Raw genomic sequence first — 18113 nt, 5'->3', positions numbered from 1 at the left:
TTTGTTCTTTGTCTGTTCTAGCGCACGAGGACATGGGTGCATCTCGACCGGATCGACGCGTTGCTCGTCGGCAGCCCCGATGCCGTGCGGGTCCCTCTAATCGGCCAGGCCCTCTGCGCGGGCTTCCCCAGTCCGGCCGACGACTTCCTGGAAGGCGCGCTGGAACTGCCGCGCTGGCTCGTGCCGAACCCGCCGGCGACCTTCCTGTGGCGCATTGCTGGATCGTCGATGGAAGGCGCCGGCATCTTTGACCGAGATCTCGCCTGCGTCGACCGCAGCCTCAAGCCGTCCCATGGCAGCATCGTCGTCGCGGCGGTGGACGGAGAGATGAGCTGCAAGCGCTTGGTGATCGACGGCAACGTGGCCCGGCTGGCCTTCTGCAACCCGGACCTGCCCGCCTTCGCAGTCGACGAGCTTGGCGAGGGCGTGATCTGGGGCGTGGTGCGGTTCTCGATCCGCTGGCACGTCGCCCGCGGGCAGCTGTCGTGAGCGCGCCGGCCCCGCGCCAGCGCGACCGGATCGGCGGCGGCCGTGCGGTGGCGCTGATCGACGGCAACAGCTTCTACTGCTCGTGCGAGCGCGTGTTCGATCCGAAGCTCGCCCTGGTGCCGGTGATCGTGCTGTCGAACAACGACGGCTGCGCCATCGCCCGCACGGCCGAGGCCAAGGCGCTCGGGATCCGCATGGGCGAGCCGTACTTCAAGATCCGCGACCTGTGCCGGCGGCAGGGCGTGCGCGTGTTCTCGTCGAACTACACGCTCTATGGCGACATGAGCGGGCGCACCAACGCGGTCTACCGGCAGTTCAGCCCGCGGGTGGAGATCTACTCGATCGACGAATCCTTCCTCGATCTCTCCGACGTGGCGCCGGGCCTGCGGGTGGAGCTCGCCCGGGATCTCCGCGCCACCGTGCGGAGTTGGACCGGCATACCGAGCTGCGTCGGCATCGGCCCGACCAAGACCCTGGCGAAGCTCGCCAACCACATCGCCAAGGCCGTGCCCGAGCTGCAGGGCGTGTGCGACCTGACCGACGTGGCGGCCTACGAGCACTGGCTCTGCCGGATCGGCGTCGCCGAGGTCTGGGGCATCGGCCGCGCCTCGCTCGCCAAGCTGGAGGCCATGGGCGTGGAGAGCGTCGCGGACCTGCGCGACCTCGATCCACGGCCGGTGCGCAAGGGCCTGACGGTGGTGGGCGAGCGCATCATCCACGAGCTGCGCGGGCTGGCCTGCCTGCCTCTGGAGATGGTCCCGGCCCGGCGGAAGGGCTGCGCGGTGACGCGCTCGTTCTCCGGCCGGATCGAGGATCGGGCCACGCTCGAGGAGGCGGTCTCAGCCCACGCGACGCGCCTGGGCGAGAAGCTACGGCGCGAGGGGCTGGCGACCAACCACGTCACGGTTTTCTACCACACCAGCGAGCACGACCGGGACGAACCGATGCGGTCGGTCTCGACTACGGTCACCCTGCCCGAGCACACCTCGGATACGCTGGCGCTGATCAAGGCGGCCCGGCACGGGGTGGCCCGAACCTGGCGCGAGCCCGGCGAGCGGCCGTGGCGGTATTCCAAGGCTGGCATCGTCACCAACGACCTCGTGCCGCTGTCGCACAGCCCACGAGCGCTGATCGGGCGGATGGACCGGGAGCGGTCGGAACCGCTGATGGCCGCCCTGGACGCCTGCAACGCGCGGTGGGGGCGCGGCGCCGTGGTGCCGGCTCGGGCCGGGCTAGTGGCTCGGCGCGCGTGGAACACGAAGTTCGAGATGCGGACGCCGCGCTACACGACGCAGGTCGGCGAGCTGCCGACAGCCTACGCCTGAATCCGCCGTCGGCCCGACGTCTTGCCCGCAAGCTTCAGCCGGCCGCAATCGGCAGATCGTGCTGGGTCACGAGCGCGACCTTGAGGGCTCGTCGAACGGCTTCCTCCTTTAGGGCCGGGAATACGCGTCCGATCAGCCCCGCCTGCACTGCGGAATCGCCATCGACGAGGCGCGCGAGAAGGGCATCGATCTGTGCCTCGATCGTCTGATCGGGCTCAACTTCCTGATCCAGCACACCGCGGCGCTTCAGTTCGCCGTTGACCGCGTTCGCGAACCCTATGAACGCTTGGCCGATATCCTCCAGGGTCGTCGCCAGTTGGAAGGGCAGATGCGGAGAACTGCAGAGGTCCGAGACGAGGGCGTCGTAGAGCGGCAGCGCGGCCTCTCGATAGACCCGGAAGAACAAGACGCTTTGCGCCGTCGTGGATGGCATCGTGATCTCTTTCGTCTGGAATTTCACCCGAGGACCGGTGTCGGCACGTCAGCCGCAGCCGTGCGGATAAATTCGCGCGAGACGTGCAAGCGTGCCCCGCGCCAATTTGTGAAGGCCGCCTGTGCCGTCAGAAGCGTTTGTTCGGTGAGGCGTGCGTAAACCGGCACCAGGTAGCTGCCCTGGTATTTCGTCGGGAGGGCGAGCGGCTCGGCATCCCAACCTGTCTCGATCAGGCGTGCTATGAGAGAGGGATGGAGCTGGACGAGGAGGCCTTCGAGATCCAGCGCCTCCGCCGCGTAGGCGACCGCGCCGGACACCACGTTCGAGAAGGCCGTCGCCATAGCCGATTCCCGCATCTGGACTGCGATTGCGTGGCGTGTCCATTCGTAGATCCGCCGTCCCGTCGGCGCAGCGCCGCCCTGCAGGATCTCAGGGTAGAGATGCGAGAGCAGGTGCGGACGCGTCGTCGGCAGAAGGCGTGCGTAGGCCAGGATGTCCCTGCCCTCCTCGCCGAGGATGTGAATGCTATTGGGCCCGTCAAATTGATCGCATTCACGCCCGTCACGTCGTCGACAGCTCTCCCATCGCAGATATTCGACGAAATAAGCATGACGAAATTTGTAGATCCGATCGGCCAGATCTGGGTCGGATACGTCAATATCGCCGGACAGAATTCTGAACATAGGGCGCTCCGGTGGAGAACGCCCTGAAGGTCCTCAAATGTAGCCGGCATAGCCAGCCGTAAAAATCCGGAGATCCAGCGCAGGGTCCGTCAGCTTATGATGCCCCGCCTCAGAGCCTCCGCCACGCTGTGAACGCGGCTGACAGCCTCCAACTTGCGCCCAGCGCTGGCCAGATGCTGCTCCACGGTGCGCCGGGAAATCGACAGGATCACCGAAATCTCCCAAGCCGTCTTGCCGGCCGCTGACCACTTCAGGCATTCGATCTCGCGTCCGGTCAGATGCGCCGCCGTAGGGCGCTTGTCGTCCGCGCACGCCTTGCGGCGCAGGATCGCCTGCGCCGCCGACAGGGCGTAGATGCCGATCAGGTGCAGCGCCGCGCGTTCGTCGTTCGAGGGTGCGAACCGCTCCCCCCCAAAGCTCACGCCCGATTCGCCGCCGCCGGCATGATGAAGCGGCACGCAGAAACCCTCGGCGAGGCCGAAGGCTCGGGCCTCGTCGAGGACGAGCCGACCGTCGCGACGCCCGGGCGCATCGAGGGCCTCGCGCCAGAGGAAGGGGTCGACGCTGTGCCGGATATGCCGGATGACGGGATCGACATGAACGAATCGCTCGGTGTGATAGCGCCGTTCCCACGCGGCGGGCCAACCTGAGAGAATTGCGCAATCCAGGAGGGTCTGCGTCGGCGCCAGCGGGAGATGTCCCATAACGAACGCATCATAGCCGAAGATACGGCCGTTCGAATTTAGAACTAAAAATATATCTTCTAAGCGAGTTGCGCCCCGAAGCTTCGCAACAATATCAAAGGCGGATTGTGGAACGTGTTTCATTGAAGTTTTATCCGAATGGAAAAGCCTCCGCTCGGACGATGAAATATCTTTTAGATTGATTTATCGGCCACAGCATCAGCGGTAATAATTCAGAAGTGATCTCTGGAGAGCAAGCAGTCCAGACAAAGAACTTCTGACGACACGCATCAATGGCTGAAAAGTTTTAAAATTATTTACGCGAAGAACCCATTATCGGGCTAGATGTCGTGGAACGAGGCTATGCAGCGAGCTAGGCCAAACGCCGATCGTTGGGCCTCTCTATGAATTTCCGCACCGTCGGCAGAACGACAACCTCCACGTACTTGGCTGGCGTCGTCGCTGCGCTCCCGTCATTCCGTCATCGGATGCGCCAGCAGGATCGCGGTGCGTACCATACCGCGTCTCCGGGTCGACTTGATGCCTTTGGCGCACCGAAGTCCGTTCGAATCAACCCGGCCAACTCAGGCAAACCGGCACTCGTTCCTGCGGCGAGGCCTCGTTCGCAGGGGCGGCAGGCGCTGCGTCAGCTGCAGCGTCCGAATTTGGCAGCTTTCCGAGGTTCGGAACCGGCCTGTTGGCCGGCCTTCACAAACTGTGCCGACTCTTGTGCGCCGGAAAAACACCTTCTGTTCCGGGGTGTCCGTTATGTCCCGGCCCTGAGGGCTTTGATTTCCTTCAGGAATTTGGCTGGGGCGCCAGGATTCGAACCTGGGAATGGCGGTACCAAAAACCGCTGCCTTACCACTTGGCGACGCCCCACCGTGGGCTGGGGCTGTCTAGACGGGGAGTCTCGGCGTTGCAAGCGCTCGATCGGGCGCAAACTGCGCCGTTCGAGATTGGGGCGTGCGGGGACGGGCTGGCCCGTCCCCGCACGCCCGGTCGCGTCAGCGGCGCTCGAGAACGCCGTCGATCCGGCGCGGCAGGCCGAGGGGGTTGGCTTGTTTCAGGGCCGCGGGGAGCAGCGCGTCGGGGAGGTCCTGGTAGCTCACCGGCCGCAGGAACCGGTCGATCGCGAGGCTGCCCACCGAGGTCGTGCGCCCGTCGGAGGTCGCCGGATACGGGCCGCCATGGACCATGGCGTGGGCCACCTCCACCCCGGTGCCGAAGCCGTCGACCAGGATGCGGCCGACCCGGCGCTCCAGCAGTGGCAGCAGGTCCTGCACGGCCGCATGGTCCTCGGGCGTGATGTGCAGGGAGGCGGTGAGCTGGCCTTCGAGATGCTCCAGAACCTTCCGCATCGCGGCGAGGTCGGGGCAGCGCACCACCAGGGCCGCGGCGCCGAACATCTCCTCCTGCAGCTCGGGCTCCGCCAGGAAGGCGCTCGAATCGGTGGCGAACAGGGCCGCCCGGCCCTGGGTCGCGGCGCCTTCCGGTCCCTCGGCGAGGCGCGTGACCGCGGCGTGGCCGGCGAGCCGCGCGACGCCCTCGCAATAGGCCTTGTGGATGCCCGGGGTCAGCATGGTCGCGGCGGGCGTCTCCCGCAGGGCGGCCGTGGCCGAGGCCAGGAAGGCGTCGAGGCCCGGGCCCGGTACCGCCAGGATCAGGCCCGGATTGGTGCAGAACTGGCCGGCGCCGAGCGTCAGGGAGGCCGCGAAGGCCCGGCCGATCGCCTCGCCCCGGGCCGCCAGGGCGCCCGGGAACAGCAGGACCGGGTTGATGCTGCTCATCTCGGCATAGACCGGGATCGGCCGCGGGCGCTTGGCCGCGATCTCCATCAGGGCGGTGCCGCCCCGGCGCGATCCGGTGAAGCCCACCGCGGCGATGCGGGGATCGGCCACCAGCCCCTGCCCAATCGACTGGCCGGCATCGAACAGCAGCGCGAACACCCCTTCGGGCAAGCCGCTCGCGGCCACCGCCTTCTGGATCGCCCGGCCGACCAGCTCCGAGGTGCCGGGATGGGCCGGATGGGCCTTGACGATCACCGGGCAGCCGGCCGCCAGCGCCGAGGCGGTGTCGCCCCCGGCCACCGAGAAGGCGAGCGGGAAGTTGCTGGCGCCGAACACCGCCACCGGTCCGAGCGCGACCTTGCGCAGGCGCAGGTCCGGCCGCGGCAGCGGCTTGCGGTCCGGCAGGGCCGGGTCGATGCGGATCTCGAAGGCGCTGCCCTCGCGCAACACGCCGGCGAACAGGCGCAGCTGGCCGACGGTGCGGCCGCGCTCGCCCTCGATCCGCGGCCGGGGCAGCCCGGTCTCCTGCATGCAGTGGGTGACGAGGTCGTCGCCGATATCGAGGATGTTGGCGGCGATCGTCTCGAGGAAGGCCGCCCGGGTCTCCGGATCGGTCTCGCGGTAGGTGTCGAAGGCGGCCTCCGCCAGGGCGCAGGCCCGGTCGAGATCCTGGAGGCTCGCGCCGGGGAACTCGGGCTCCAGGGCCTGGCCGGTGGCCGCCTCCACGGCCCGGAATGCCGCCTGCGTGCCTCGCTGGGCCTGGGCGCCGATCAGGTTTTCGCCACGCACGGTCATCGTCGACTCCTGTTCGTATGGGTACGGAGGATCCGCACCGGGTCGGTGTTCAGGGAAGGCCTCTCAGCCCTCGCGTGCCGCCAGGGCCTTCGCGCGGATCGCCGCGAGGGTCATGGTCGGTGTCAGCGCCTCCGGATCGACGAGGCAGTGGATCATCGCCGGCAGGCCGGCGGCGAGGCTGCGCTCGAAGGCCGGGGCGAACTCTTCGGTCCGCTCGACGCGCTCGCCGTGGCCGCCGCAGGAGCGGGCCAGGGCGGCGAAATCGGGATTGCGCAGCTCGGTCGCCGAGACGCGCCCGGGATACTCGCGCTCCTGGTGCATCCGGATCGTGCCGTACATGCCGTTGTCGAGGACCACGACGATGATGGCGACGCCGTACTGCACGGCGGTGGCGAATTCCTGCACGGTCATCATCACGTCGCCGTCGCCGGCGAGCGTCACGACGATCCGCTCGGGGAGGCTGCGCTTGGCCATCACGGCGGCGGGCAGGCCGTAGCCCATCGAGCCCGAGGTCGGGGCGAGCTGCGTGCCGAAGGCGCGGAACCGGTAGTAGCGGTGCACCCAGGTGGCGAAGTTGCCGGCGCCGTTGCAGATCACCGCGTCCGGCGGCAGCCGCTCGCGCAGCCAGGCGATCGCCGCGCCGTACTGGAATGACCCGGGCTTCGGCTCCGGGGTTTCCGACCAGGCGCGGTAGGAGGCGTGCGCCTCGGCGGCGCGGCCGGTCCGGGGGGCATCATAGGTCGGCAGGGCCGCGCAGAACGCCTCCGGGGTGGCCTGGATCGCCAGCGCCGGCTGGTAGACCCGGCCGAGTTCCGCTGGGTCCGGGTGGACATGGACCAGCGGCAGGCCGGGATTGGGAATGCCGAGGAGGCCGTAGGATTGGGCCGGCATCTCCGACAGCCGCCCGCCGACCATGAGCAGCAGGTCGGACTCCCTGATCCGGGCCAGGAGGGCCGGGTTCGGCCCGATCCCGAGCTCGCCGGCGAAATTCGGGTGGTCGGCGGAGAACAGGTTGGCGCGCCGGAACGACACCGCCACCGGCACGTCGTGGCGCTCCGCCCATGCGGCCAGGGCCGTGCGGGCCAATTCGGTCCAGCGCGCGCCGCCGAGCAACACCATCGGCTGCCGCGCCGCGGCGAGCAGCGCGCCCAGCCGCTCCACATCGCCCGGCGCCGGCGCCGGCTCGGCCGGGACGACCCGCGGGGCGTCGGCCACCGCCGCGACATCGTCGAGCATGTCCTCCGGCAGGGCGATCACCACCGGGCCCGGCCGGCCCTGGAGCGCGACCCGGAAGGCCCGAGCGAGGATCTCCGGGATGCGGGCCGCGTCGTCGATCTCCACCGCCCATTTGGCCAGGCCGCCGAACATCTGCCGGTAATCGACCTCCTGGAATGCTTCCCGGTCCCGCATCGCCCGGGCGATCTGGCCGACGAACAGGATCATCGGGGTCGAATCCTGGCGCGCGATATGGACGCCCGCCGAGGCGTTGGTGGCCCCGGGCCCGCGGGTGACGAAGCAGATGCCGGGGCGGCCCGTGAGCTTGCCGGCGGCCTCGGCCATGATCGCGGCGCCGCCTTCCTGGCGGCAGACGAGCACGTCGATGCCGCTGTCGCGCAGCGCATCGAGCACGGCCAGGTAGCTCTCGCCGGGGACGCAGGTGACCCGCTCCACGCCCTGGGCGATCAGCTGATCGACGAGCACCTGCGCGCCGGTGCGTTGGGGCAATCCGCTCAAGTCGTTTCTCCCTGGCGTTGACGGCGCCCCGGAGCATGTCCCCAGGAGCAGCCGGCCGGCCTGTCGCGGCCTTGGCCTGGCCGATGCCGTTTCCTGGGATGCGACTGATATCTCAGTCCCAAGATAGGGCTGCGGGCGGCATGGTCAACCTGTCAGACCAGGGGCTGGCGGTCGAGGGCCCGGCGCGTCATCCGGTCGAGGAGGTCGAACAGCCTGCCGATTTCGGCAAGCGCCCGCTCGATGTTGCGAGCGGCGATCCCGGCCACGATCGCCGCATGGATGCCGGCGCAGTCGAGGAAGCTGGCGGTGGGTTCGTGGGCGTACCAGAAGCGCCGCGACTGGGCGTGGAGCGGGCCCATCGTGCCGGTCAGGGTCGTGTTGTACGCCGCCGCGACCATCGCCTCGTGCAGGGCGCGCTTCAGGCGGAAATAGACCTCGCGGTCCCGGGCCGCGGCGGCCGCGAGCAGGCCCTCGGTGCGCGCCTGCAAGGTCGCCATGTCGTCGTCCGAGGCGCGGGCGATCACGCAGCGGGCGACCAATTCGTCGAGCGGGCGCCGGACTTCCAGCAGCTCGAGGTGCTTGATGATGTCCACCTGCGTGACCAGCACGCCGCGGCGCGGATGGACTTCGACGAAGCCGATCGCCTTGAGGCGCGCCAGGGCCTCGCGGACCGGGGTGCGCCCGAGGGCCAGTTCCGCACCGAGCTCCCCCTCCGACACCATCGCGCCCGGCGCGAGGCGCCGGCTGATGATCATCTGCTCGATCGCGTCGTAGGCGGTCTCGGACAGGGAACGCGGCCGCCTGGCATCGACCTGCATTCCGAACGCGTCGGCGCCCGCCGACAAAATCCGCTCCCCGGCCAAGCTGCCCCCCGTCTGTCCCGAAGCCCCCGCCTGATCCGGTTGACAATGGCTCCGGTGGGCGTCCTACTCAAGCCCTGAGATATCACTGGTCGCCCAGGGCGCATCTGCGCCGGCCGGATCCTCGATGATCCGGGTTCGACGGCGACCGCTTTCAGGGGGATGATGCGGATGCCCAGGCTATCCATCGCGACGCGTGACAAGCTCAAGACCGTCAGCACGGCGACGCTGATGACCGCCTTGTTCAAGCGCGGCCTGCGCAACCAGATGATCCAGGGCGTGCGCCCGCTCAAAGGCGGCGGCGCCACGATGGTCGGCGAGGCCTTCACCCTGCGCTACATCCCGGCCCGCGAGGACCTGAACCCGATCACGGTGTTCCGGGACCGGGCGCATCCGCAGCGCAAGGCGGTGGAGGAATGCCCGCCCGGCGCGGTGTTCGTGATCGACAGCCGCAAGGATGCGCGCGCGGCCTCGGCCGGCTCGATCCTGGCGACGCGGCTGATGGTGCGCGGCTGCGCCGGTCTCGTCACCGACGGCGGCTTTCGCGACGCCGACGAGATCGCCCGACTCGACATGCCGAGCTACCATGTGCGTCCCTCGGCGCCGACCAACCTCACCCATCATCAGGCGATCGACATCAACGTGCCGATCGGCTGCGGCGACGCCCCGGTCTTCCCGGGCGACGTGATCGTGGGTGACGGCGACGGCGTGGCGGTGATTCCCGCCCACCTCGCCGACGAGATCGCCGACGAGGCCGTCGAGATGACCGCCTACGAGGATTTCGTCACCGAGGAGGTCCGCAAGGGCCGCTCCATCCTGGGCCTCTATCCCGCCACCGACGAGCAGAGTCTCGCCGACTTCGCCGCGTGGCGGAAGCAGAACGGGCGCTGACGGCGCCCGATACCGATCGGCGTGAAGCCGGCACCGAAAACGCAAGATTGGGAGGGGGCTATGTCGGGGGGCATGCCTGCGGTCTCGGCGCTGCCGGAGATCGAGCGGCGCACGGTCGCGAAGGTTTCGTGGCGGCTGCTGCCGCTCATCGTGTTGATCTACTTCATCGCCTACATGGACCGCACGAATGTGGGCTTCGCCTCGTTCGGGCTGAACCGGGAGTTCGGCTTCTCGGCGACCATTTACGGCTGGGGCGCGGGGATCTTCTTCCTCGGCTACGTCATCTTCGAGATACCGAGCAACCTCCTCCTGGAGCGCAACGGCGCTAGGCTCTGGATCGCCCGGATCATGGTCACCTGGGGCCTGGTCGCGGGCGCCATGGCCTTCATCACCGGACCGGTGAGCTTCCTGACGATGCGCTTCCTGCTCGGGGTGGCCGAGGCCGGCTTCTTCCCGGGCATGATCCTGTACTTCACCTACTGGTTTCCCCGGCGCTACCGGGCCCGGGTGGTGGCGGCCCTGTTCCTGGCGGTGCCGGGCTCGAACGCCCTCACGGCGGTGATCTCCGGCGCGCTGCTCCAGCTCGACGGCGTGCTCGGTCTGTACGGCTGGCAGTGGCTGTTCATCCTGGAAGCGGTGCCCTCGATCCTGCTGGCCTTCGTCGTGCTCGCCTTGATGACCGACCGCCCCGCCAAGGCCGCCTGGCTGGCGCCCGAGGAGCGAACCTGGCTTGAGGACACGTTGGAGGCCGAGCGCCGGAACACGGTCCAGGCGCACGGGCATTTCACGCTCAAGCAGGCGCTGACCGACCGCCGGGTGCTGGCGCTCGCGGCGATCTACTTCTTCATCGGCACGGCGACCTACGGCATCACCTTCTTCCTGCCGCCGATCCTCAAGAGCCTGAAGCTCACGGACTGGGAGACCGGCCTGGCCACGGCGGTCCCCTACGTCGTCGGCACGGTGGGGATGGTCGCCTGGAGCTGGTCGTCGGACCGGAACGACGAGCGGCGCTGGCACTTCGTGGTCGCCGGGGTGATCGCCATGCTCGGCCTGATCGCCGCGGGGCCGATGCTAGGCAGCCTCTGGTCGCTCACGGCGATGTCCGTGGCCGCGATCGGGCTCTACGGCACCAAGCCCGCCTTCTGGGCGATGCCCGGCGAGTTCCTGTCGGGACCGGCCGCGGCCGGGGGCATTGCGCTGATCAATGCGATCGGCAATCTCGGCGGCTTCGTCGGCCCCTACGTCCTGGGCTGGCTGAAGGACGCCACCGGCACCTATGAGGCCGGCCTGTATTTCCTCGCCGCCTGCGCGCTCGCCTCCGCGACGATTACCTTCCTGGCGGTCCGGCCGGGCGCGACGGGGGCGGGCCGCGGCGGCACGGCGGGCCGACCGGCCGCCGCGACCGAGCGCGTGAGACCGGAGACCGTCTGATGAACGCACACAAGAAGACCCTCGGCGATCTGCGCAGCCAGCGCTGGTTCGGCGCCACCGACCTGCGCAGCTTCGGTCACCGCTCGCGCATGCTCCAGATGGGCTACGAGCGCGCCGATTTCACCGGCAAGCCGATCGTTGGGATCATCAACACCTGGAGCGACATCAACCCCTGCCACCTCCACTTCCGCGAGCGGGTGGAGCAGGTGAAGCGCGGGGTCTGGCAGGCGGGGGGCTTCCCGATCGAGCTGCCGGCGCTCTCGCTCTCGGAGAACTTCGTCAAGCCGACCACGATGCTCTACCGCAACCTCCTGGCCATGGAGGTGGAGGAGCTGCTGCGCCAGCACCCGGTGGACGGAGCGGTGCTGATGGGCGGTTGCGACAAGACCACGCCGGGCACGGTGATGGGCGGCATCTCCATGAACCTGCCGATGATCTTCCTGCCGGCGGGGCCGATGATGCGCGGGCATTCCGGCGGCAAAATCCTTGGCTCGGGCTCCGACGTGTGGAAATACTGGGCCGAGAAGGAAGCCGGCACGATCACCACGCAGCAGTGGAACGACATGGAGGCGGGGATCGCCCGCACCTTCGGCACCTGCATGACCATGGGCACCGCCTCGACCATGACCTCGATCGCCGAGGCGCTCGGCCTGTCGCTGCCGGGCGCGGCTTCGATCCCGGCGGCCGATGCCGACCATCCCCGCATGGCCAGCGCCTGCGGCCGGCGCATCGTCGAGATGATCTGGGAGGACCTGAAACCGTCCGACATCCTCGACCGGCGCTCGGTGGAGAACGCCCTCGTGGTCCACAACGCCCTGGCCGGCTCGACCAACGCGATGATCCATCTGGTGGCGATGGCGGGCCGGGCCGGGATCCCGATCAAGCTGTCCGAGTTCGACGATTTCGCCCAGAAGGTGCCGGTGATCGCCAACCTGCGGCCCTCGGGCGCTTGGCTGATGGAGGATTTCCATATCGCCGGCGGCATCCGGGCGCTGATGGTGCGCCTGTCCCCCCTCCTCCACCTCGACGCCCGCTCGGTCACCGGCGGCACGATCGGCGATGGGCTCGCCGGCATGAGTGTCTACAACGACGACGTCATCCGCCCCCTGGACAAGCCGATCGTCGAATCCGGCGGCACCGCGATCCTGTACGGCAACCTCGCGCCGCATGGCTGCGTGATCAAGCCGCCGGCCGCCGATCCGCGTTTCCTCAAGCATACCGGGCCGGCCCTGGTGTTCGACGATTACGACGCCATGAGCGCGGCGGTGAACGACCTCGACCTCGACGTCACCCCGGACCACATCATGGTCCTGCGCAATGCCGGACCGATCGGCGGCCCGGGCATGCCGGAATGGGGCATGCTGCCGATCCCGAAGGTCCTGCTCCGGCAGGGCGTGCGCGACATGCTGCGGATCTCGGACGCGCGCATGAGCGGCACCAGCTACGGCGCCTGCATCCTGCACGTCTCGCCGGAATCGGCGGCCGGCGGGCCGCTGGCGGCCGTGCGCAACGGTGACCTGATCACCGTCGACGTGTCCGAGCGGCGCATCCACCTGCATCTGGACGAGGCCGAGATCGCCGCGCGCGTCGCTTCGTTCGTGCCGCCGGACCGGGCCTATCCCCGGGGCTACAACCGCCTGTTCGCCCAGCACGTGCGGCAGGCGCATGAGGGCTGCGACTTCGACTTCCTCGAGGGCGCCGGAGGCATTCCCGAGCCGGAAATTCACTGACCCGCGCGCTCCCCGCGGACCGACGTCTCAGCCCGGGGCAAGGCAGCACGGCCAAACAACGATCCACGAATCGTGGACGAAGCCGGCGGCTGACCGGACAGGGAGGATACATGGCGACGATCGCACGCAGAGGCCTGCTCGCGGGCGCGGCCCTGCTCGGGGCGGCCCGGGCGGCCGGAGCCGGGTGGGAGCCGTCGCAGCGCGTGCCCGATCCCGCCGTCGAGGTGCTCGACCCGGCCTTCGCCAAGTACCGCATCCCCTCCGCCACCGTGGAACGTGTCGCCACCGGCCTGCGCTGGGCCGAGGGGCCGGTCTGGTTCGGCGATATGGGCGCGCTGCTGTTCAGCGACGTGGTCAACGACCGGATCATGCGCTGGGACGAGGCCTCCGGCGCACTCACAATGTTCCGCAAGCCGTCCGCCTACGCCAACGGCAACACCCGGGACCGGCAAGGGCGCCTCGTCACCTGCCAGCACAAGTCCCGCAGCGTCACCCGGACCGAGCATGACGGCTCGATCACCACGCTGCTCGACCGGTTCGACGGCAAGCCGCTCAATTCACCCAACGACGTCGTGTGCCATTCCGACGGTGCGATCTGGTTCACCGATCCGGCCTTCGGCCCCAACCCCCACGAGTCGATGGCGGCGCCGGAACTCCCGGGCAATGTCTACCGGATCGACCCGGCCACCGGGCGGGCGAGCGTGGCGGTGGCCGGTCTCGCGGGACCGAACGGGCTGGCCTTCTCGCCGGACGAATCGAAGCTCTACGTCATCGAGGCGCGCGCCAAGCCGAACCGCCTGATCCGCGTCTACGACGTGGTCGAGACCGGCACCAGGACCGCCAACGGACGCGTATTCTACGACGCCGGCACCGGCACGCCGGACGGCTTCCGGATCGATGTCGACGGCAACCTCTGGTGCGGCTGGGGCATGAGCGAGGCCGAGGACGGCGTGCTCATCCTCTCGCCCCAGGCCAAGCCGATCGGCCGGATCCGCCTGCCCGAGCGCTGCGCCAACCTCTGCTTCGGCGGCCTCAACCGCAACCTGCTGCTGATGACCGCCTCGCACTCGGTCTACGCGCTCTACGTCAATACGCGCGGCGCCGGGACCTGCTGACGCGGGTCGCTCGGAGTTCCTTCGAAAGAGCCGAAACGCGTCGTCATTCCGGGGCCGCACAGCGGAGCCCGGAATCCAGAGCCGCCGAGCTTGCCGGCTTTGAGCAACCCGCGTCGCATCGTTCGGGCTCGCCTGTGGTTCTGGATTCCGGGCTCTCGCCTGCGGCGAGCCCCGGAATGACGACGCGGGTGTTCAGGCGCCGCAAGGCGTCCCTCACAACCGATGCCTGGCGAGCCCCCCTACTCCGCGGCTTCGGCCAGGTACCGCGCCGGGTCGTAGTTCAGGATCGGCCCGAGCCAGCGCTCGACCTCGCGGATATCCATGCCCTTGCGCAGGGCGTAGTCCTCGACCTGGTCCCGCTCGACCTTGGCGACGCCGAAATAATGCGCCTGCGGATGCGCCAGATAGAGCCCCGAGACCGAGGAGCCCGGCCACATGGCGTAGGACTCGGTGAGCTTCACCCCGATCCGCCGCTCGGCCTTCAGCAGGTCGAACAGCTGCGTCTTCTCGGTGTGGTCGGGCTGGGACGGGTAGCCCGGCGCCGGGCGGATGCCGTCATAGGGCTCGCTCGCCAGCTCGGCGGGCGAATAATGCTCGTCCGGCGCGTAGCCCCAGAATTCCCGGCGGACGCGCTCGTGCATGCGCTCGGCGAAGGCCTCGGCGATCCGGTCGGCCAGCGCCTTCACCAGGATCGCCCGGTAATCGTCGTTGGCCCGCTCGAACCGCTCGGCGATCCGAACCTCCTCCAGGCCGGCCGTGACCACGAAGCCGCCGACGTAATCGGCGATGCCGGTCTCCGCGGGGGCCACGAAATCCGACAGGCAGGTGTTGGGCCGCCCGTCGCGCTTCGAGAGCTGCTGGCGCAGGCCGTGGAAGGTCGCGAGCCGGTCGCTGCGGCTCTCGCCTTTGTAGAGCACGATGTCGTCGCCGACGCTGTTGGCCGGCCAGAAGCCGATCACGCCCTTCGGGTTGAACCAGCGCTCGGCCACGATCTGCTTGAGCATCTCCTGCGCGTCCTCGTAGAGGGCGCGGGCGGCCGGACCCTGGTCCGGATCGTCGAGGATCGCCGGGAAGCGGCCCTTGAACTCGTAGGTCTGCAGGAACGGCGTCCAGTCGATATACGGCACGAGGTCGGCGACCTCGTAGGAGCCGAATACCCGGGCATCCGTGAAGGCCGGCTTCTTCGGGGCATAGCCCGACCAGTCGATCTTGAAGGCGTTGGCCCGGGCCTTGGCCAGGGGCAGCCGCTGCTTGTCGAGCTCCGAGCGGGCATGGGCGGCCGAGACCTTGGCGTATTCGGCGCGCACGGTCTCGATCGTCGAGTCGCGGGTCTCCTTGGACAGCAGGCTCGACACGACGCCGACCGCGCGGCTCGCATCGGTGACGTAGACCGCCTGGCCCTTGGCATAGGCCGGGTGGATCTTCACTGCCGTGTGCACCCGGCTGGTGGTGGCGCCACCGATCAGCAGCGGCACGGAGAAGCCCTCGCGCTCCATCTCGCCCGCGACATGGACCATCTCGTCCAGCGAGGGCGTGATCAGGCCGGACAGGCCGACGATGTCGACATTCTCCTTGCGCGCCACGTCGAGGATCTTGGCGGCCGGGACCATCACGCCGAGATCGATGATCTCGTAGTTGTTGCAGGCCAGCACGACGCCGACGATGTTCTTGCCGATATCGTGGACGTCGCCCTTCACGGTGGCCATCAGCACCTTGCCGGCGGCCTGGCGCTTGCCGTCGCCGCCATTGGCGCGCTTCTCCTCCTCCATGAACGGCTCGAGATAGGCCACCGCCTGCTTCATCACCCGGGCGGACTTCACCACCTGGGGCAGGAACATCTTGCCGGCGCCGAACAGGTCGCCGACGACGTTCATGCCGGCCATCAGCGGACCCTCGATGACGTGGAGCGGACGCTCGACGCCGGCCCGCGCCTCCTCGGTGTCGGCGATGATGTACTCGGTGATGCCGTTGACCAGCGCGTGCTCGATGCGCTTGGCCACCGGGGCCTCGCGCCAGGTCAGGTCGGCGGTCTTGGCCTGGGCCGAGGCGCCGGTCTTGAAGCGCTCGGCCGATTCCAGCAGCCGCTCGGTGGAATCGTCGCGGCGGTTGAGGACCACGTCCTCGCACAGCTCGCGCAGCTCCGCCGGGATCTCGTCGTAGACGGCGAGCTGGCCGGCATTGACGATGCCCATATCCATCCCGGCCTGGATGCAGTGGTACAGGAACACCGCGTGCATCGCCTCGCGCACCGGCTCGTTGCCGCGGAACGCGAAGCTCAGGTTCGAGACGCCGCCCGAGATATGGGCGTGCGGCAGGGTCTCGCGGATCGTCCGGGTCGCCTCGATGAAGGCGACGCCGTAGCCGTTATGCTCCTCGATGCCGGTGGCGACCGCGAAGATGTTCGGATCGAAGATGATGTCTTCCGGCGGGTAGCCGACCTGCTCGGTCAGGATCCGGTAGGCCTTGGTGCAGATCTCGACCTTGCGCTCGTAGGTATCCGCCTGGCCCTGCTCGTCGAAGGCCATCACCACCACGGCGGCCCCGTAGGAGCGGCAGACGCGGGCCGCCTCGATGAACTTCTCCTCGCCCTCCTTCATGGAGATCGAGTTCACGATCGCCTTGCCCTGGATGCATTTCAGGCCGGCCTCGATCACCTCGAACTTCGAGGAATCGACCATCACCGGCACCCGGGCGATGTCGGGCTCGGCGGCGACGAGGTTGAGGAACTCGACCATCGCCTTCTGCGAGTCGAGCAGGCCCTCGTCCATGTTGACGTCGATCACCTGGGCGCCGGCGGCGACCTGATCCCGGGCGACGTCCAGGGCGGCGGCGTAGTCGCCGTTGGTGATGAGCTTCCTGAACTTGGCCGACCCGGTGACGTTGGTGCGCTCACCGACGTTCACGAACGGGATTTCCTTGGTCAGGACGAAGGGCTCCAGCCCCGATAGCCGCATCAGGCGCGGGATCTCGGGGATCTGCCGGGGCGTCTTGCCGGCGACCGACTCGCTGATCGCCCGGATATGGTCCGGCGTCGTGCCGCAGCAGCCGCCGACCATGTTGACGAGGCCGGCTTCGGCGAACTCGCCGACCAGCTTGCCCATGGCCTCGGGGCTCTCGTCGTAGAGGCCGAACTCGTTGGGCAGGCCGGCATTCGGGTAGGCGCAGACCAGGGTGTCGCAGATCCGCGACAGCTCGGCGATGTGGCCGCGCATCTCGCGGGCGCCCAGCGCGCAGTTCAGGCCGAAGGTCAGCGGATCGGAGTGGCGCAGGGCGTTCCAGAACGCCGCCGGGGTCTGGCCCGAGAGGGTCCGGCCTGACAGGTCGGTGATCGTGCCGGAGATCTGGATCGGCAGGCGGATCCCGGTCTCCTCGAACACCGCCCAGGCCGCGGCCACCGCCGCCTTGGCGTTGAGCGTGTCGAAGATCGTCTCGATCAGGATCAGTTCGGCCCCGCCGGCGATGAGGCCGCGGACCTGCTCCATATAGGCGGTCTTGACCTGATCGAAGGTCACGGCGCGGTAGCCGGGATTGTTCACGTCCGGCGAGATCGACAGGGTGCGGTTCGTCGGGCCGATGGCGCCGGCGACGAAGCGGCGGCGGCCGTCCTGCTTCTCGGCGAGCTGCGCGGCCTCGCGGGCGAGGCGCGCGCCCTCCCGGTTCAAGTCGTGAATGATCGATTCGAGGCCATAATCGGCTTGCGCGATCGTGGTGCCCGAGAAGGTGTTGGTCTCGCAGACGTCGGCGCCGGCGAGGAAGTAATCCAGGTGGATCTGCCGGATCGCGTCCGGCTGGGTCAGGATCAGGAGGTCGTTGTTGCCCTTCTGATCGTTCGGGTGATCCTTGAAGCGGTCGCCGCGGAAATCCGCCTCGGTCAGCCCGAGGCGCTGGATCACCGTGCCCATCGCCCCGTCGAGGACGAGGATCTTCTCCGACGCGCGGGTCCGCAGCGCGGACGCGATCTCGGTGCCGTCGACGGGGGGAAAGTCAGTCATGATCGGTCCCAACAGACCACCTCAGCCGAGGTGCCGTAGCGAAGCGGGGGCCTCGGAGGAGGCCCCCAGATGTCGTGTCGATCCCTGGAGCCCTCCTTCGAGGCCCGCTGGCGCGGGCACCTCAGGATGAGGGCGCGGGTTGGCGTTTCAGGTTCGGACCGG

At 68.7% G+C, this 18113-nt stretch carries 13 protein-coding genes and 1 tRNA gene; 6 read left to right on the top strand and 8 right to left on the bottom strand.

Going from position 1 to position 18113, the window contains the following annotated elements; translation table 11 throughout:
• The first annotated feature begins 36 nt into the window (after positions 1 to 36).
• Together LGR69_RS11240 and LGR69_RS11235 are read left to right on the top strand one after the other, a co-directional pair.
• Positions 37 to 489, top strand: coding sequence for a LexA family protein (locus LGR69_RS11240; RefSeq protein WP_230366068.1), 453 nt, complete (start codon positions 37 to 39; stop codon positions 487 to 489).
• Positions 486 to 1814, top strand: a complete 1329-nt coding sequence (locus tag LGR69_RS11235; protein ID WP_230366067.1) for a Y-family DNA polymerase — start codon at positions 486 to 488, stop codon at positions 1812 to 1814. The genes LGR69_RS11240 and LGR69_RS11235 overlap by 4 nt, the downstream gene beginning before the upstream one ends.
• A 34-nt stretch (positions 1815 to 1848) precedes the next feature.
• On the opposite strand, the gene LGR69_RS11230 is transcribed toward LGR69_RS11235, so the two are convergent.
• The 7 genes from LGR69_RS11230 to LGR69_RS11200 form a co-directional block, all read right to left on the bottom strand.
• Entirely contained in the window at positions 1849 to 2247 is a 399-nt protein-coding gene (locus LGR69_RS11230) for a hypothetical protein (protein WP_230366066.1), read from the bottom strand.
• Between the two features lie 23 nt (positions 2248 to 2270).
• Complete coding sequence (locus tag LGR69_RS11225) at positions 2271 to 2930, bottom strand: acyl-homoserine-lactone synthase (protein WP_122159733.1); 660 nt, start codon at positions 2928 to 2930, stop codon at positions 2271 to 2273.
• An 89-nt stretch (positions 2931 to 3019) separates the two neighbouring features.
• Complete coding sequence (locus LGR69_RS11220; RefSeq protein WP_230366065.1) at positions 3020 to 3757, bottom strand: LuxR family transcriptional regulator; 738 nt, start codon at positions 3755 to 3757, stop codon at positions 3020 to 3022.
• Between the two features lie 663 nt (positions 3758 to 4420).
• Positions 4421 to 4495 (bottom strand) — tRNA-Gln (locus LGR69_RS11215).
• Positions 4496 to 4620: 125 nt separating this feature from the next.
• Entirely contained in the window at positions 4621 to 6198 is a 1578-nt protein-coding gene (locus tag LGR69_RS11210) for an aldehyde dehydrogenase (NADP(+)) (protein WP_230366064.1), read from the bottom strand.
• A gap of 63 nt (positions 6199 to 6261) precedes the next feature.
• A complete protein-coding gene (locus tag LGR69_RS11205; protein WP_230366063.1) occupies positions 6262 to 7932 on the bottom strand; it encodes a thiamine pyrophosphate-binding protein in 1671 nt (556 codons plus the stop codon).
• Between the two features lie 152 nt (positions 7933 to 8084).
• Positions 8085 to 8777 carry a GntR family transcriptional regulator gene (locus LGR69_RS11200; protein WP_230366062.1) on the bottom strand — a complete coding sequence of 231 codons (693 nt, stop codon included), beginning with the start codon at positions 8775 to 8777 and terminating at the stop codon, positions 8085 to 8087.
• A 186-nt stretch (positions 8778 to 8963) separates the two neighbouring features.
• Here LGR69_RS11200 and LGR69_RS11195 point away from each other — a divergent pair, with 186 nt between their 5' ends.
• The 4 genes from LGR69_RS11195 (at position 8964) to LGR69_RS11180 (ending at position 13959) form a co-directional block, all read left to right on the top strand.
• The gene (locus LGR69_RS11195; protein ID WP_230366061.1) at positions 8964 to 9683 is read left to right on the top strand and encodes a ribonuclease activity regulator RraA; all 720 of its coding nucleotides are present in this window, start codon (positions 8964 to 8966) and stop codon (positions 9681 to 9683) included.
• Positions 9684 to 9743: 60 nt separating this feature from the next.
• Positions 9744 to 11114, top strand: a complete 1371-nt coding sequence (locus LGR69_RS11190; RefSeq protein WP_007560821.1) for an MFS transporter — start codon at positions 9744 to 9746, stop codon at positions 11112 to 11114.
• A complete protein-coding gene (gene araD / locus LGR69_RS11185) occupies positions 11114 to 12844 on the top strand; it encodes an L-arabinonate dehydratase (RefSeq protein WP_007560822.1) in 1731 nt (576 codons plus the stop codon). The genes LGR69_RS11190 and araD overlap by 1 nt, the downstream gene beginning before the upstream one ends.
• Before the next feature lie 110 nt (positions 12845 to 12954).
• Complete coding sequence (locus LGR69_RS11180; RefSeq protein ID WP_230366060.1) at positions 12955 to 13959, top strand: SMP-30/gluconolactonase/LRE family protein; 1005 nt, start codon at positions 12955 to 12957, stop codon at positions 13957 to 13959.
• A 239-nt stretch (positions 13960 to 14198) separates the two neighbouring features.
• On the opposite strand, the gene metH is transcribed toward LGR69_RS11180, so the two are convergent.
• The gene (gene metH, locus LGR69_RS11175) at positions 14199 to 17951 is read right to left on the bottom strand and encodes a methionine synthase (RefSeq protein WP_230366059.1); all 3753 of its coding nucleotides are present in this window, start codon (positions 17949 to 17951) and stop codon (positions 14199 to 14201) included.
• Positions 17952 to 18113 lie beyond the last annotated feature (162 nt).

Origin of the sequence: Methylobacterium brachiatum, from assembly GCF_020523825.1 — a bacterium.
GTDB lineage: Bacteria > Pseudomonadota > Alphaproteobacteria > Rhizobiales > Beijerinckiaceae > Methylobacterium > Methylobacterium brachiatum.
Note: the sequence above shows the minus strand (reverse complement) of the source record. Positions and strands in the feature narration are given on the sequence as shown.

Coding starts and splice junctions, on each gene's coding strand:
- LGR69_RS11190 (WP_007560821.1), top strand. CDS start 9,744: ATGTCGGGGGGCATGCCTGCGGTCTCGGCGCTGCCGGAGATCGAGCGG.
- LGR69_RS11210 (WP_230366064.1), bottom strand. CDS start 6,198: ATGACCGTGCGTGGCGAAAACCTGATCGGCGCCCAGGCCCAGCGAGGC.
- metH (WP_230366059.1), bottom strand. CDS start 17,951: ATGACTGACTTTCCCCCCGTCGACGGCACCGAGATCGCGTCCGCGCTG.
- LGR69_RS11225 (WP_122159733.1), bottom strand. CDS start 2,930: ATGTTCAGAATTCTGTCCGGCGATATTGACGTATCCGACCCAGATCTG.
- LGR69_RS11230 (WP_230366066.1), bottom strand. CDS start 2,247: ATGCCATCCACGACGGCGCAAAGCGTCTTGTTCTTCCGGGTCTATCGA.
- LGR69_RS11220 (WP_230366065.1), bottom strand. CDS start 3,757: ATGAAACACGTTCCACAATCCGCCTTTGATATTGTTGCGAAGCTTCGG.
- LGR69_RS11195 (WP_230366061.1), top strand. CDS start 8,964: ATGCCCAGGCTATCCATCGCGACGCGTGACAAGCTCAAGACCGTCAGC.
- LGR69_RS11180 (WP_230366060.1), top strand. CDS start 12,955: ATGGCGACGATCGCACGCAGAGGCCTGCTCGCGGGCGCGGCCCTGCTC.
- araD (WP_007560822.1), top strand. CDS start 11,114: ATGAACGCACACAAGAAGACCCTCGGCGATCTGCGCAGCCAGCGCTGG.